This is a genomic window from Bartonella sp. F02 (genome assembly GCF_026929975.1).
GTDB lineage: Bacteria > Pseudomonadota > Alphaproteobacteria > Rhizobiales > Rhizobiaceae > Bartonella.
The window spans coordinates 174342-189865 of record NZ_JANHOK010000003.1; the positions used below are offsets into that span (position 1 = coordinate 174342).

Sequence of the window (15524 nt, forward strand, 5' to 3'; positions counted from 1 at the left end):
AGGATAAATGGTTAGATCTTCGATTGTTAGTCGGCTTGAAAAGCTGACGGGGTATAATTTTAAAGATGAAGATCGATTAAAGCGAGCGTTAACGCATTCTAGCGTCCAAGATTCAGAACAAGGCAATTATGAACGCTTGGAATTTCTAGGTGATCGAATTCTTGGATTTTTAATTGCAGAGATGTTATATCAATTTTTCCCGCAAGCTAGTGAAGGTGAGTTATCGGTACGTTTAAATGGTTTGGTCAATGCCAAAACATGTGCTGATATTGCACAGGAAATGGGGTTGCCCGATATGGTTCATGTTGGTTTTGAAATGAAAAATTTAGGAGGGCGCCGGTTAGTTAATATATACGCGGATGTCATTGAATCTCTAATAGCTGTGATTTATCTCGATGGTGGTTTAGAAAGCGTTCGCCCTTTTATTCAAAGATATTGGAAAGATCGTGCATTGCAAATGAATGCTGGACGGCGTGATGCTAAAACAGAATTACAAGAATGGGCTCACACACAAGGGAATGTGCAGCCACAATATCGAGTTGTAAATCGTTGTGGTCCAGATCATGATCCCGTTTTTATGGTAGAAGCAAGTGTTTCTGGTTTTGAACCTGAGATAGGGCAAGGGAGTTCTAAGCGGCAAGCTGAAAGAATGGCAGCTGAAAAGATTTTGCGACGTGAAGGTATATGGGAAACAGTGAAGGGAAATGATTGTGAATGACGTTACAAAAAAACGTTCTGGGTTTGTTGCGCTCATTGGTGTTCCTAATGCTGGTAAGTCGACATTGATTAATCAGTTAGTTGGAACAAAAGTTTCCATTGTAACGCATAAAGTACAAACAACGCGCACTTTAGTGCGTGGTATTGTTATCTATGATGATACGCAAATCGTATTAATTGATACACCGGGGATATTTAATCCTCATAAGAGATTAGAAAAAGCTATGGTCTCCACGGCTTGGAGTGGTGCGAGAGATGCCGATGTTCTTTTAGTTTTGGTTGATGCTCAAAATGGTCTTTCGAATGAAGTAAGTGAGATGTTGGATATTTTGAACACGATCAAACAAGATAAAATTCTTGTTTTAAATAAAATTGATGCAGTTGCTAAATCATCTCTTTTAACGTTAACCGCTAAAATTAATGAGCGTGTAAAGTTTTCGCAGACATTTATGATTTCAGCTTTAACGGGTTCAGGTTGTGAGAACTTGCTTCATTATTTGAGTACAATCATGCAAGAAGGACCTTGGTATTATCCAGAAGATCAGATTTCAGATACGCCCATGCGCCATCTTGCTGCTGAAATTACACGCGAAAAGCTTTTTCTTCGTCTTCATGAAGAGCTTCCTTATTCTTCAACAGTTGAAATAGAAAATTGGGAAGAGCGTCCAGATGGTTCGGTTAAAATTAGTCAAGTTATTTATGTAGAAAGAGAAAATCAAAGAAAAATTGTCTTAGGAGCAAAAGGAAGTACAATTAAGGCGATTGGTCAGGCTGCGCGTAAAGAATTAATGGAGATTATGCAACAGAAAGTTCATCTTTTTCTATTTGTGAAAGTTCGTAATAAGTGGACTTCTGATCCAGAGCGTTATCGTGAAATGGGATTGGATTTTGTTTAAATAAAATGAAATGGAAAGAGCAAGCTATCATCCTTGGTACGCGTTCACATGGTGAAACAAGCGTTATTCTTGAAATTATGACGCATCAGCGTGGCCGTTATATGGGGGTGGTAAAAGGGGGGCGTTCTCGTCGTATGGCAGCTCTTCTCCAGCCTGGGAATTTTGTTGAAGCTGAATGGTGGGCTCGTTTAGATGAGCACTTAGGTTTATTTAGGCTTGAAGCACTTTATTTTCATGCTTCGCGATTAATGCTTTTTCCAGAAGCGCTTTATACTTTGCAATTAATAACTTTTTATTTAAGACTTCTTCCTGAACGAGATCCTCATCCTGTTTTGTATGACATTTTATATCTGTTCATGCAGAATTTTGATGAACCATTTTTAAATGCTGAATTGCTTGTACGTTTTGAGATGCGTCTTCTTGAAGAGCTTGGTTTTGGTCTTGATTTGTCTTGCTGTGTTGCGACAGGACGTCAAGATAACCTCTATTATGTATCGCCGAAGTCAGGGCGTGCTGTATGCGAGGAAGCGGGTCAACCTTGGAAAGATAAACTGCTGCTTTTACCTCAGTTTCTTGCACAAAGAAAGCATCGTCCTGTTGATTTTAATGATATTAGAGATGGGTTGATCTTAACAAATTTTTTTTTAACCCGTCATATTTGGGAAACACGTGGAATAAAACAACCATCAGTTCGTACTAATTTAATACAATTATTTGAACGACGATTTCATAGAAAAGCTTTAATTGGCTAATTGAGTAAAATGGGTAGAAGATAAATATGCAAATTTTAAAAACAATAGCGGAAGTTCGTCAATCTGTTGCAGAAGAGCGACGTTTAGGATTATCAATTGGCTTTGTGCCAACAATGGGAGCATTGCATAAAGGTCATCTTGCATTGGTACAAAAAGCAAAAGAAATGTGCGATCGCGTATTCGTTTCTATTTTTGTTAATCCGAAGCAATTCGAGTCTCAGGAAGATTTTGATATGTATCCAAGAGATCTCGCGGGAGACTGTATTTTATTGAAAAATGAGGGTGTGGAATATGTTTTTGCACCTTCTGAGGAAACAATGTGGCCCCCAGGAAATGATACAATTGTCAACGTAGAACAATTATCACAGATTTTAATGGGCAAAATACGTCCGGGGCATTTTTGCGGTATAACGAGTGTTGTTGCTAAATTATTTAACATTGTTCAACCTGATAAAGCTTTTTTTGGAGAAAAGGATTTTCAACAAATTTTGATTATTCGTCGTATGGTTGAAGATTTAGCTTTTCCTATTGAAATTGTCGGTGTGCCAATTTTACGGGATGCGGATGGTGTGGCCAGCTCTTCACGGAATCAACTTTTAACATTAGAAGATAGAAAAGCTGCAAGCATTATTCCTAAAAGTGGTAAGGCTATTGAAGAGCTTTATCATCAGGGTGAACGATCTGTCGATAAACTATGTAAGATTGTACGTGATATTTTGCAGCAAGAATCGCGTGCTACCATTGAATCGATAGATTTACGAGATATGGAAACTTTAAGCGTAATCAGGGGAACGCTTGATAAACCTGCGGTTTTATTATTAACAGTCCGCTTTGGTAAAATTAGATTGATTGATCAATATATATTACAATAGGAAAGTTAGAAAAATGGATTTATATAAAACCATAAAACGGATTACTGCTTCTGAAATACGATTAAAAAAGAAACAAGAACCGATTGTTTCTTTAACTGCTTATCAAGCTTATAATGCGCGAATTGCTGATCCATATTGTGATTTTCTTTTGGTAGGTGATAGTGTTGGTATGGTTGTTCATGGTTTTGAGACTACGCTGCCCGTTAATGTTGATATGATGATCTTGCATGGACAGGCGGTTGTTCGTGGATCTAAACGAGCTCTTGTTGTTATTGATATGCCTTTTGGTTCTTATGAAGAAAGCCCAGAACAAGCTTTTTCTAATGCATCGCGAATTGTTGCGGAAACGGGGTGTGGTGCTGTTAAACTTGAAGGTGGTGTTTACATGGCAAAAACAATTGAATTTTTATGTAAACGCGGTATCCCTGTTATGGGGCATATTGGTTTAACACCACAGGCGGTGAATCATTTTGGAGGTTTTAAAACTCAAGGATGTAATAAAAGTGATTGGCAATCAATTGAAGCTGATGCTGCAGCGGTTGAAGAGGCGGGAGCTTTTGCTGTTGTTGTAGAAGGAGTAGTAGAGCCTTTAGCAGTGAAACTTACGGAAAGTCTTTCTATTCCTACTATTGGAATTGGTGCATCTAATCAATGTGATGGACAGATATTAGTGATGGAAGATATGTTAGGCTATGGTACTTGGGTACCTAAATTTGTGCGTCGTTATGGTGTTTTGGAGCAGGCAATGGAAACGGCGATTAAGAATTATGCAAATGATGTTAAATCACGTGCTTTTCCAGATGATTCAGAAATTTATAAATTCAAATAAAATTTCATTTAAAAACAATAAGAAGAATGATTTTTTTAAGGTTAATTATGAGAAAATTTTAAAATATTTTTTGTTTTTAAGGGATATGAAAGATAAGTTCTTTTGTTGTGTAAAGTATGGCTGTAAATTAAATCCACTGAGTCAAATATTGTTGGAATAAGCAAAATAGCGTAGAGTTTTTTCTGTCCGAGAATTTGCAAGGATGGTTGCTGCATAAAAAAGCAATGATACGATTAGTTTATTGTGTATGTTTGCGACGAATATATTGTTTTTGTGTAATAGTTTAAAGGATAAGATTATATCACTTATAACATGTTGAGTCGTGTCATGAAGAAATGTTAAAAGATATTTATTGCTGTGAGAGTGTAAAAAAAGTCTTTTAAAATATTTGTTTTACAAAAATTGCGTGTTGTACCAGAGGGTAAGTGTATTCTTCTTGTATTTGTTCATTTTAGTATGAGGTGTGAGAAATATCTCAAATTTTAATATCAAAGAGAGAAGAATTCAGTAAATATAATTGTTAGTCAAGAAGCGTTCTTTACCAAGCGCGTTCAGCCTCCGTTTTGAGATAATTTAGTTTTGATCATGACAGTTAATTTCTACGTCCTTTTCAGGAAAAGTGAAGTTCATATTTTCAGCAATAGTGATTGTGACAGGGATATTTCCTACAGTAAATGGAATATTTTTGTTCATAGCATCTTTTACATGATCAATACGCAATAAAGCTAAAGCTTCATTTTCTACACATGTGCTCAATTGACCAAGGATTTTAGTGTCTGCTTGAATAGTGGATGTAGAAGTTAAGTTATCTTTTCCTTTAACAATTAAAAAGCGGCGACGTGCTGTACTTCTGTGATGCATTCGTGAGATTACTTCTTGACCAATATAGCATCCTTTATTGAAGACAAGTCCATTAATTTGATCGTAATTAATATCATGAGGAAATACTTTACCTATTTCATAATCTTGACCACTTTCTGCAATGGCAAAACGAATACGCATACGCTCCCAATTATCATTGTATTCAGGAACAGAAAAAGGTATTTTCCCATAAATGCGAGTGACGTGTTTTGTTTGTGGGAATCGTTTATCAACAAACTTTAAATCAAAATCAGATGTATCCTCTTCATTGTCCCAAAAAACTGTAATAGTTTCATGTAATGGTTGTGTAATTTCTATTTTTTTATGTAATTTATAAAGGTTCAGCCGTTTTTGAAAGGTATCAGCTAAATATTCAGCAATATCAATCATATATCCGTGATCAATTTTACAAATCAAAAAATCAGCGATAACTTTTCCTTGTGGTGATAAAAGTGCACCAGGAAAAAGCTCTTGCAGGCCAATTTTTTCTACATTTGTTGTAATTAAAGCTTGTAGAAAATGTGTTGCTTCTTCACCTATAATTTTAATAATTTTACGATTTTTTAGGTTAATAGCATTGTGTTTTTTGATCATGGTACTTGTCTTCCTGCTCAGAGTTACATAATCGATAATATATAACATGTAAGGAGCGTGGCTATGTTTAAAACATTTGATACAATTTTAAAAGGCGCAACACTTGTTAATCATGATGGAATGAGTCAACGTGATATTGGTGTCATAGATGGGCGTATTGCGGAAATTGGTGATCTTACACGTGCATCTTCTGGTGAAGTCATTGATTGTACAGGTCTTCATATTTTGCCTGGTATCATTGATAGCCAGGTTCATTTTCGAGAGCCTGGTAATGAGCATAAAGAAGATTTAGAAAGTGGTTCTCGTTCTGCGGTTTTGGGAGGTGTCACGGCAGTGTTTGAAATGCCTAATACGAATCCGCTGACGATATCCGAGGAAGCTTTAACGGATAAAGTAAATCGTGGATTTCATAGAATGCATTGTGATTTTGCATTCTGGGTTGGAGGAACACGAGAAAATGCACATGATTTGGGGGAATTAGAAAGACTTCCTGGGGCGGCTGGAGTTAAAGTTTTTATGGGATCTTCTACGGGGAATCTTTTAGTTGATGATGATGAAAGTGTGCGTTGCATTTTGCAGAATACACGCCGTCGAACAGCTTTTCATTCTGAAGATGAAGAAAGATTGAACGAACGTAAAATATTTCGTATCGAAGGAGATGCATCATCACATCCAGTTTGGCGTGATGAGATCGCGGCATTAAAGTCTACACAGCGTTTAGTTAAAATAGCGTATGAAACGAGAGCACGTATCCATGTGTTACATCTTTCGACCGCAGAAGAAATTGATTTTTTGAAGAAGCATAAAGATGTGGCAACGATTGAGGTAACACCTCATCATTTAACTTTGACAGCTGATGATTATCAACGACTTGGCACATTGATACAGATGAATCCTCCTATTCGTGAAAGTCGTCATAGAGAAGCTCTTTGGTATGGTCTGCAACAAGGTATTATTGATGTTTTAGGTTCTGATCATGCTCCTCATACGCTTGAAGAAAAGCATAAACTCTATCCTTCATCACCTTCAGGAATGACAGGTGTTCAAACAACAGTGGCGATTATGTTGTCCCATGTAAATGCGGGGCGTCTCTCTCTTGAGCGTTTTGTTGATCTTACTTCACACGGTCCTCATCGCGTTTTTGGGATAAGTCGCAAGGGACGGATTGCAGTTGGATATGATGCGGATTTGACCATTGTTGATCTAAAACGGGAAGAAATTATAACGAACGCACAAGTTGGTTCACGCGCTGGTTGGACACCTTATGATGGTAAAAAGGTTAAAGGATGGCCAGTTGGAACAATTATTCGGGGTATGCGGGTGATGTGGGAAGGTGAAATCGTAACACCTTCGCAAGGTGAACCTATTCAATTTACAGAAGTATTGGCGTAGTGGGGTTTACAAAAAGAGTTTCATTGAGAGGGAGATATTGTGAGTATCAAAAGTGTTCATGTTTTTTTAATTACAATGATGAATTCTTCAAATGTATAAGGAGATTTTCAGATAAAGCTTTCCCTTCTTTAATATATCTTTGATCTGCTTCAATTGCCGAATGTGTACACGAGTGATAGTTGGCAGAAAAAGCACGATAAGCTCTGTTGAATGCTTCATACAGGTAAGCACGTTGCTCCGAAGTTGGTTGTTCAGCTTCGATTAAGGCTTCCATGTGATCATACCATTGAGTTGTGGGAGTGCTGCAAAGATTACGAAGGTAATGCAAAGATCCCAAAATTTCTGCTAATCGCAATAATTTTGTGTCATCAGGTAGAACTTGTTGTGTAAAAACGGGTGTTGAATTTAAAAAAAACATTAAAATAATGTTATTTATCAATATATTGCGTATTATTCTTTTCATTTTTTTATAGTCTTTGTGCGATCACAAATATGGAAAATAATTTCCTTATTGAGCATATTTTGAAACGATGTTCATGAATTAATCAGTTTATCTTTACTGATAGTGAGATGTTATCAATTTAGGGCATAAGAACTGGTAAGGGAATAATGATGCAAACATTAAAAAGCTGCTCAAAGTTGAATAATGTAAATTATTTTAGTTTTTTGCATGTCAATTTGATTTCTTTTTTGTAAATAGAAACCTTATGTTCCTATCTTTTATGCTCTATGTAAAATATGCTGACATTGAGTATAAAGAATCCAACAGAGCAATGGTGATTTTGAAATTGAACGTATAAAGAGTTTAATCATTTGGAAAAACTTTTCAAGAAGTGTAGAAAAGCAATATCGCAAGCGGAATGCAATTATGGGAAATTTACGATTTTACAACACTCTTACACGTAAAAAAGAAGATTTTATACCAATTGATGCGACTAAGGTGCGCCTTTATGTTTGTGGTCCGACAGTTTACGATTACGCTCATATTGGCAATGCCCGTCCCGTAATTGTCTTTGATATTTTATTTCGCTTATTACGTTATGTTTATGGCAAAGATCACGTTATATATGTTCGCAACATTACAGATGTAGATGATAAAATTAATGCACGCGCAGCTTGTGAATATCCAAAGTTAACGCTTAATGACGCTATTCGCCAATTAACGGAGCGCATGTACGATCAATTTCAAAAAGATTCAATGGCTCTTGGTTGTTTGTTGCCAACTCACCAGCCACGTGCCACTGATTATTTGGAAGAAATGCGCTCTTTGATAGAAATATTGCTTAAAAAAGGTCACGCTTATATAGCAGAAAATCATGTATTATTTTCTGTGAGCAGTATAAAAAATGAACCTCATTATGGAGCACTTGCAAAACGATCTTTGAATGAAATGAGAGCAGGAGCACGTGTTGATGTTGCTGCCTATAAAAGAGAGGAAATGGATTTTGTTTTATGGAAACCTTCTGCAGAAGGAGAACCTGGTTGGAAATCTCCGGCTGGAATTAATGTTTTAGGGCGTCCAGGTTGGCATATTGAATGTTCAGCGATGTCAATGGCAAAATTGTTAGATCCTTATGGAGGAGGGCTAGCTTGTGATGATCCGAAAGAAAATGTTTTTGATATTCATGGTGGTGGTATTGATTTGATTTTTCCTCATCATGAAAATGAGATTGCACAGAGTTGTTCTGCTTTTGGAACTAAGCGCATGGCTAATTTTTGGATGCATAATGGTTTTTTGCAGGTTGAAGGCAAAAAGATGTCCAAAAGTCTTGGTAATTTCATTACTATCCGTTCTATTTTAGAATGTGATCTTTTAGAATTTAATAATGTTTTGACAGATGAAATGAAACAGAGCTGGGCTGGTTTATCTGCACGTTTTTCAATATTGCAAACGCATTATCGTGAACCATTGAATTGGACAGCTCAGCGTTTAGCGCAGTCCAGTAGTGAGTTATATCGTTGGTATGAACTACTTCGTTTTGAAAGAGATCGTTTGAAGAATAATGAATCTATTGATACTGCTTTGATAAGTGCATTAAGCGATGATTTGAATACTTCAAATGCTTTCATGATTCTGCGAAAATTTTATAAAGAAGGAAATGCTTCAGCGCTTGCGCACGGTATGGATTTGTTAGGGCTTTTACGATGCGAATGGGTTAAAAGAAGTGAGTGTCCACTTTTCATTAAAAAGGCAAGTTTTGATTCTGAGTTTATTAATCAGCGTATCACTGAAAGATTATTATTTATTCGTAATAAAGAGTGGGAAGCTGCAGATAAAATTCGAGATGAGCTTGCGTTAGGAGGAGTTTCTTTAATAGATAAAAAGGATCCGCAGACGGGTGAACGTATGACTACGTGGGAGATAAAACGCATATAATTTTGTATTTTGTTCATTTTAATTGAAATGCCAAAATGATTAAAAAATAGAGCATTTGAAAATGAGTTTCAAAATGCAGTAAAAAAGAGTAAACGCTAAAAAATTATTTTTAACAAAGTAATGTAAATCTACAAATAAATTCAAATGGCTCTTTCTTGGTTCTTTTTCTTAAAACATTTTCATTCTAAGTGTTTCGATGAGAGTGTAGTTTGTTGGAAAAAAGGAAGATATAATATGTTTTACAAACAATAACAGAGAATTTATATGTGTGTCTGTTAAGTTGGTATAAAAAAAGAAGTAAAAGTTTCATGAAACAGAATGAGATGGTCAAAACCGTATTGTCAGATACGGGTCGAACGTTCCGTACGCTTTATAATCTGTGGCCGTATATGTGGCCATCGGAGCGTCCTGATTTGAAAATACGCGTTATGTGGGCGATATTTTATCTTATTTTAGCAAAACTGCTTCTTGTATCTGTACCATATTTTTTTAAATATGCGACGGATTCTTTTGATAAACTCTCCGAGTCTTCTGATGTGTTGTCTTTGTCAACTTGGGGAATTCCCATTATTTTGGTCTTAGCGTATAATGTTGTGCGCATTACTCAGGCTGGATTAAATCAGTTACGTGATTCTCTTTTTGCAAATGTTGGTCAATACGCTATTCGTCAATTAGCCTATAAGACTTTTGTTCATATTCACGGATTGTCCTTGCGGTTTCATTTAGAAAGAAGAACAGGTGGACTTTCTCGAGTTATTGAGCGTGGCACAAAGGGAATTGAGTCTATTGTTCGATTTTCAATTCTTAATACAGTTCCAACTATTTTAGAATTTGTTCTAACCGCATTTGTTTTTTATATAAGTTATGGTTGGTATTACTTTCTCGTGGTTGTGATGACCGTTGGTGCGTATACTTGGTTTACAATTAAAACAAGTAATTGGCGTATTGGCATTCAGAAAAAAATGAATGCAGCAGATACTGAAGCCAATACGCGTGCTGTTGATTCTCTTTTGAATTTTGAAACAGTCAAATATTTTGGCAATGAAGAATTAGAAACACGCAGATTTGATTCTTCTATGATGAATTATGAAAAAGCTGCAACGAAAATTTGGACATCATTAAGTTGGCTTAATTTTGGTCAAGCTGTTATTTTTGGTATTGGGATGACTGTTTTAATGTTGATGTCGTCTTATGAAATTTTACATGGAAAACAAACTTTGGGAGATTTTGTTTTTATTCATACACTTTTGATGCAACTTTCTATTCCATTAAATTTTATTGGTTCGATTTATCGTGAAGTTCGACAAGGTTTAACTGATATTGAAACTATGTTTGATCTTTTGAATGTGCAGCAGGAAGTTACTGATAAACCGGATGCTAGGCCGTTGATGATAAGTGATGGAACTATTCGGTTTAATCAGGTGAAATTTTCATATGATTCCGATCGTCCAATTCTTAAAGATATTGATTTTGAAGTTCCCGGAGGAAAAACTGTTGCGATTGTAGGTCCATCTGGAGCTGGTAAATCGACTATTTCTCGATTACTTTTCCGATTTTATGATATTGATTCCGGTTCGATAACAATTGATGGACAGGATATTCGTGATGTAACTCAAGATAGTTTGCGTGAAGCGATTGGTATGGTGCCACAAGACACAGTTCTATTTAATGATACAGTTGAGTATAATATTCGTTATGGTCGTCCAAACGCTACCGATGCAGAAGTGCAAAAAGCTGCTGAAATGGCTCATATATCCAAATTTATTGAAATGCTTCCAGAAAAATTTCAGTCTATGGTTGGTGAGCGTGGACTCAAATTATCAGGTGGTGAAAAACAACGGGTGGCAATTGCGCGAACACTTCTAAAAGCACCACCACTTCTCATTTTAGATGAGGCAACTGCAGCTCTTGATACAACAACGGAACAAGAAATTCAGAACGAGTTGGATATCGTAAGTCGTGGACGTACAACACTCATTATTGCTCATCGTCTTTCAACTGTCATTAATGCTGATGAAATCTTAGTTGTTAAAAATGGTCGCATTATTGAAAAAGGGACTCATGCTGATCTTTTATCGAAAAAAGGTTTATATGCTTCAATGTGGAATAAGCAGCTTGAAGCTTCGCAAGTTGAAGAAAAATTACGTAAAATGCGTGAAGAAGATGAATTAGGCGTTGTTAATCGTAAAAAAATAGCTACATGAAATAATATCTAGATTTATGTGATGTGTTTGGTTAAATACCCAAATATTGAGGAATGCGAAAAATTTATTAATGTCTACATCGTATTAATGAATAGGAAGTTATATGAGTGTGTTAAAATCTATTTGCAATGGTTTTGTTCCGATTCATAAAGAAGGTTATCCTTTTATCATAGCGTTTTTTGTTATTTCGCTTATTCTTGGATTAATATGGGATCCGTTATTTTGGTGTGGTCTTATTTTAACAATATGGTGTATATATTTTTTTCGTGATCCGGAGCGCGTGATTCCCATGGATCCCGATTTAGTTTTATCTCCTGCTGATGGGCGTATTTCTTTTGTTGGACCATGTATTCCACCTGAAGAATTGGGGTTAGAAAACAATGAAATGATCCGTATTTCTGTATTTATGGATATTTTTTCGTGTCATATCAATCGTATTCCTATGAATGGTACAATAGAATCTGTTATTTATCATGCGGGAAAATTTGTGAATGCTGAGTTAGATAAAGATAGCCAGTTTAATGAGCGAAATGGAATCATTATTGATGGAAAATATGGAAAAATTGGTGTTGTACAGATAGCAGGATTGTTTGCGCGCCGGATTGTTTGTTGGACAAAGAAGGATGATTTAGTTATTCCAGGGCAGCGCTTTGGTTTGATTCGTTTTGGCTCTCGTCTTGATGTTTATATACCGAAAGAGGTAAAGTTACGTGTTTCAGTTGGTCAAGTAGCGGTTGCGGGAGAGACAGTTTTGGGTTCTTTTGATTCTGCTGCTGAAATAGCTGATTTTAGACTCGATTAGGACAAGTTATGAGAAATTCTTCGCCATTTTCTTCTTTTGATCCTGAAGGACAGAGTGGTGATGGCTTTTATCGACGGCGTTCGCCTATGCCAATACGATATGTTATCCCGAATATTCTTACTATTTTGGCAATTTGTGCTGGAATGAGTGGTATTCGTTTGGCTTTTGAAAGTCGCTATGAATTGGCTATTTTTATGGTACTTTTTGCAGCTATTTTAGATGGAGCTGATGGTCGCGTTGCACGTTTGATGGATGGTAGTTCGTCTTTTGGGGCGCAGATGGATTCTCTTGCAGATGTTATTAATTTTGGTGTTGCGCCTGCTCTTGTTGTTTATTCCTTTATTCTTACAGAAGTTCATCAAGTCGGTTGGGTTGCTGCACTTGTTTATTGTGTTGCTTGTTGTCTACGGTTGGCGCGTTTTAATGTGATGTTGGATAATGTTGATATTCCAGAGTGGCAACGGGATTATTTTGTTGGGGTTCCGGCTCCAGCAGGTGCATTATTACTTTTGTTGCCTGTTTATTTGGGTGCACTTGGTTTAACACCAAGTTGGGGATGGGCTTTATTTTTTAGTCTTTATACGGTTGTTGTTGCTTTCCTTTTGGTTAGCCGTTTCCCTGTATGGAATGCAAAATCAGTTGGTCAGAAGTTAAGGCGAGATCTTGTTATTCCGTGTATGCTTGTTATCGTGATCTATGTCGGGTTTTTGGCGACTTATACGTGGTATACTTTATTGATAACAGTTTTTGGTTATATGATTTTTCTACCTTATAGTGCTTTTATTTATAACAAACGTGCTTCTATAGAAGCAAAAAAAATAGATTTTCAAACAGATCAAGAGTCATGAAACTTTACAGTTTGCTTATATTTTGGAAATAAGACTGTGCTGTGTAGGATACTTCTATTTCAATTCATAGTGTATCATCATTATACAATAGATTCATGATATTGTATAAATCGATCTTTGCGAACATCAAAAAGTTTTCCTGTTTCTTGCAAATCAGGTGATAATAAGTGTATTATTTTTTCAGCAACTGTTTGCGCAGAAGGGAGTGTTTGAGGATCTTCATCGGGCATAGCTTGCGCACGCATTGCAGTGCGTGTTGCGCCTGGGTTAACACAATTAACTTTGACAGGTGTTTTTTTGAGTTCTTCTGCCCAACAATAAGCAAGAGTTTCTAAAGCTGCTTTAGAGGCTGCGTATGGTCCCCAGCAGGCTCGTGTAGAGTGAGCAACGCTTGATGATAAAAAAATAGCTCGACCGGCATCAGATTTTCGTAATAAAGGATCAAGTGCTTTCATTAAGTGCCATTGGCTGATTAAGTTCACTTGAAAGACATCTTGAAATATTGCATTTTTAATAGAAGCTATTGGAGAAAGTGTTCCGAGAACACCAGCATTTGCAACCATAATATCAAGTTTTTTCCAGCGTTCATCAATTGATACACTCAAAGAGTCAATTTTTTCTGTATGATGCAAGTCAAGTTGTATGAGTGTTGCAGAAGCACCTTTTTTTTGTATTTGATGATTAAGAGCAATGAGATCTTGCATTGTTCGTGAAAGAGCAATGATGTGAGCACCGCGTGAAGCAAGTTCTAATGCTAAATGATAACCAATTCCTCTGGAGGCACCTGTAACGAGTGCAACACGACCAGAAAGATTAAAATCGGCTTTCTTCATTATTAATTTCTTGTTTTAAGAACAGATGATTTATGATTTTTAGAAATCATATTTTGATCGGTGAGATGTGTAGGATATTGACCTGTGAAATAGTGGTCAGTAAATTGCGGATCAGAATTGTTTCGTTTTTCTTGTATGACAGCAAGATACAAACCATCGATTGAAAGAAATTCTAATGAATCAGCCCCAATAAAACTGCACATAGATTTTAAGTCTGGATATTGATTAGCTAAAAGGTTCTCACTATTAGGTGTATCAATACCGTAGAAATCAGGATAAAAAATCATCGGGCTTGAAATACGCATATGGACTTCTTTTGCGCCTGCATCTCTGAGCATGCGTACAATTTTGACAGATGTTGTTCCACGCACAATAGAATCATCGACGAGAATAACACGTTTTCCTTCAATAATAGGGCGGTTTGCAGAGTGTTTTAATTTAACACCAAAAGCGCGAATTTGTTGTGTTGGTTCGATGAAGGTACGACCGACATAATGATTACGAATAATACCAAGCTCAAAAGGAATTCCAATTTCTTGCGCATAGCCAATTGCAGCGGGGGTTCCTCCATCGGGGACAGGAACGACGACATCGCCATCACATGGCGCTTCTTGCGCTAGGCGGATCCCCATATTTTTACGGCTGATATAAACACTTCGCCCCCCAACGATTGAATCAGGGCGAGAAAAATAAACATATTCAAAAAGACAAAGTCTTTCTGGTTTATTTATTTCTGGTTGAATAATTTGCGTTGTGATTTCACCATTTTTTTGTATTTCGCATATGATGATTTCACCATTTTTAACATCACGGATATATTTTGCTCCAATAATATCAAGTGCACAAGTTTCTGAACAAAAGATTGGTTTTCCGTCGAGTTCTCCCATAACAAGAGGTCGAATTCCTGTTGGGTCACGTGCCGCAATAAGTTTTGTACGTGTTAGAGCGAGCATAGCATATCCACCTTCTATTTGCTGAATAGCATCAACAAAGCGATCGGATGATGATTGATGACGCGAACGAGCAATGAGATGAAGCACAACTTCGGAATCTGATGTTGATTGACAAATTGCACCAGAGGCAATTAATTCACGACGTAAGGTAAAAGCATTTGTTAGATTGCCATTGTGCGCAATAGCAATTCCTCCAGCATTTAATTCAGCGAAAAGAGGTTGTACATTACGTAACGCGACTTCTCCGGTTGTTGAATAGCGCGTATGTCCAATAGCGCGATCTCCTGGTAAACGGGCAAGCGTCACAGGGTCTGTATAGTGATCACCAACAAGACCCAGATGTTTTTCTTGATGAAATGTTTTGTTGTGATAAGAAACAATTCCAGCGGCTTCTTGTCCGCGATGTTGGAGTGCATGCAATCCAAGAGCAGTTAATTTTGCTGCCTCTTCATGCCCAAGAATACCGAATACTCCACATTCTTCATGAAGAGTATCATCATCCAACGAAAAATTCTGATAAGGGATATTGATTTTAGTCACCATATTTTTGGGGAAAGATATTAAAAATTAGTAGTATCATACAGCATATATTAT

Annotated in this window: 14 protein-coding genes; 10 read left to right on the forward strand and 4 right to left on the reverse strand. The window is 36.7% G+C overall.

Annotation, left to right across the window (positions count from 1 at the left end):
* Positions 1–7 precede the first annotated feature (7 nt).
* Genes rnc through panB form a run of 5 tightly spaced genes read left to right on the forward strand, consistent with a single transcriptional unit; the run spans position 8 to position 4066 of the window.
* Positions 8–718 (forward strand): ribonuclease III, encoded by a 711-nt coding sequence (rnc, locus tag NPY00_RS03595; protein WP_269020704.1) that lies wholly within the window; start codon positions 8–10, stop codon positions 716–718.
* Positions 711–1613, forward strand: coding sequence for a GTPase Era (era, locus tag NPY00_RS03600; RefSeq protein ID WP_269020705.1), 903 nt, complete (start codon positions 711–713; stop codon positions 1611–1613). Before rnc ends, era begins: the two co-directional genes overlap by 8 nt.
* A gap of 5 nt (positions 1614–1618) precedes the next feature.
* Complete coding sequence (recO, locus tag NPY00_RS03605) at positions 1619–2365, forward strand: DNA repair protein RecO (protein ID WP_269020706.1); 747 nt, start codon at positions 1619–1621, stop codon at positions 2363–2365.
* Between the two features lie 26 nt (positions 2366–2391).
* Positions 2392–3237, forward strand: a complete 846-nt coding sequence (panC, locus tag NPY00_RS03610; RefSeq protein WP_269020707.1) for a pantoate--beta-alanine ligase — start codon at positions 2392–2394, stop codon at positions 3235–3237.
* A 13-nt stretch (positions 3238–3250) separates the two neighbouring features.
* Positions 3251–4066 carry a 3-methyl-2-oxobutanoate hydroxymethyltransferase gene (gene panB / locus NPY00_RS03615; protein ID WP_269020708.1) on the forward strand — a complete coding sequence of 272 codons (816 nt, stop codon included), beginning with the start codon at positions 3251–3253 and terminating at the stop codon, positions 4064–4066.
* 573 nt (positions 4067–4639) lie between these two features.
* Here the strand turns inward: panB and ygfZ are convergent.
* Positions 4640–5521 carry a CAF17-like 4Fe-4S cluster assembly/insertion protein YgfZ gene (gene ygfZ / locus NPY00_RS03620; protein WP_269020709.1) on the reverse strand — a complete coding sequence of 294 codons (882 nt, stop codon included), beginning with the start codon at positions 5519–5521 and terminating at the stop codon, positions 4640–4642.
* Positions 5522–5584: 63 nt separating this feature from the next.
* Here ygfZ and NPY00_RS03625 point away from each other — a divergent pair, with 63 nt between their 5' ends.
* On the forward strand, positions 5585–6913 hold the full coding sequence (locus NPY00_RS03625) for a dihydroorotase (RefSeq protein ID WP_269020710.1): 1329 nt from the start codon (positions 5585–5587) through the stop codon (positions 6911–6913).
* Positions 6914–6983: 70 nt separating this feature from the next.
* Here NPY00_RS03625 and NPY00_RS03630 read toward each other — a convergent pair whose 3' ends face one another.
* The gene (locus tag NPY00_RS03630) at positions 6984–7364 is read right to left on the reverse strand and encodes a TIGR02301 family protein (protein ID WP_269020788.1); all 381 of its coding nucleotides are present in this window, start codon (positions 7362–7364) and stop codon (positions 6984–6986) included.
* 417 nt (positions 7365–7781) lie between these two features.
* Here NPY00_RS03630 and cysS point away from each other — a divergent pair, with 417 nt between their 5' ends.
* From cysS to NPY00_RS03650, 4 genes are all read left to right on the forward strand, one after another.
* On the forward strand, positions 7782–9290 hold the full coding sequence (gene cysS, locus NPY00_RS03635) for a cysteine--tRNA ligase (protein WP_269020711.1): 1509 nt from the start codon (positions 7782–7784) through the stop codon (positions 9288–9290).
* A gap of 308 nt (positions 9291–9598) precedes the next feature.
* The gene (locus NPY00_RS03640; protein WP_269020712.1) at positions 9599–11494 is read left to right on the forward strand and encodes an ABCB family ABC transporter ATP-binding protein/permease; all 1896 of its coding nucleotides are present in this window, start codon (positions 9599–9601) and stop codon (positions 11492–11494) included.
* 103 nt (positions 11495–11597) lie between these two features.
* The gene (locus NPY00_RS03645) at positions 11598–12296 is read left to right on the forward strand and encodes a phosphatidylserine decarboxylase (RefSeq protein WP_269020713.1); all 699 of its coding nucleotides are present in this window, start codon (positions 11598–11600) and stop codon (positions 12294–12296) included.
* Positions 12297–12304: 8 nt separating this feature from the next.
* Positions 12305–13144: a CDP-alcohol phosphatidyltransferase family protein gene (locus NPY00_RS03650; RefSeq protein WP_269020714.1), complete on the forward strand. Its 840-nt coding sequence runs from the start codon at positions 12305–12307 to the stop codon at positions 13142–13144.
* A gap of 80 nt (positions 13145–13224) precedes the next feature.
* Here NPY00_RS03650 and NPY00_RS03655 read toward each other — a convergent pair whose 3' ends face one another.
* Positions 13225–13977: an SDR family NAD(P)-dependent oxidoreductase gene (locus NPY00_RS03655; RefSeq protein WP_269020715.1), complete on the reverse strand. Its 753-nt coding sequence runs from the start codon at positions 13975–13977 to the stop codon at positions 13225–13227.
* Between the two features lie 2 nt (positions 13978–13979).
* Positions 13980–15473: an amidophosphoribosyltransferase gene (purF, locus tag NPY00_RS03660; RefSeq protein ID WP_269020716.1), complete on the reverse strand. Its 1494-nt coding sequence runs from the start codon at positions 15471–15473 to the stop codon at positions 13980–13982.
* Positions 15474–15524 lie beyond the last annotated feature (51 nt).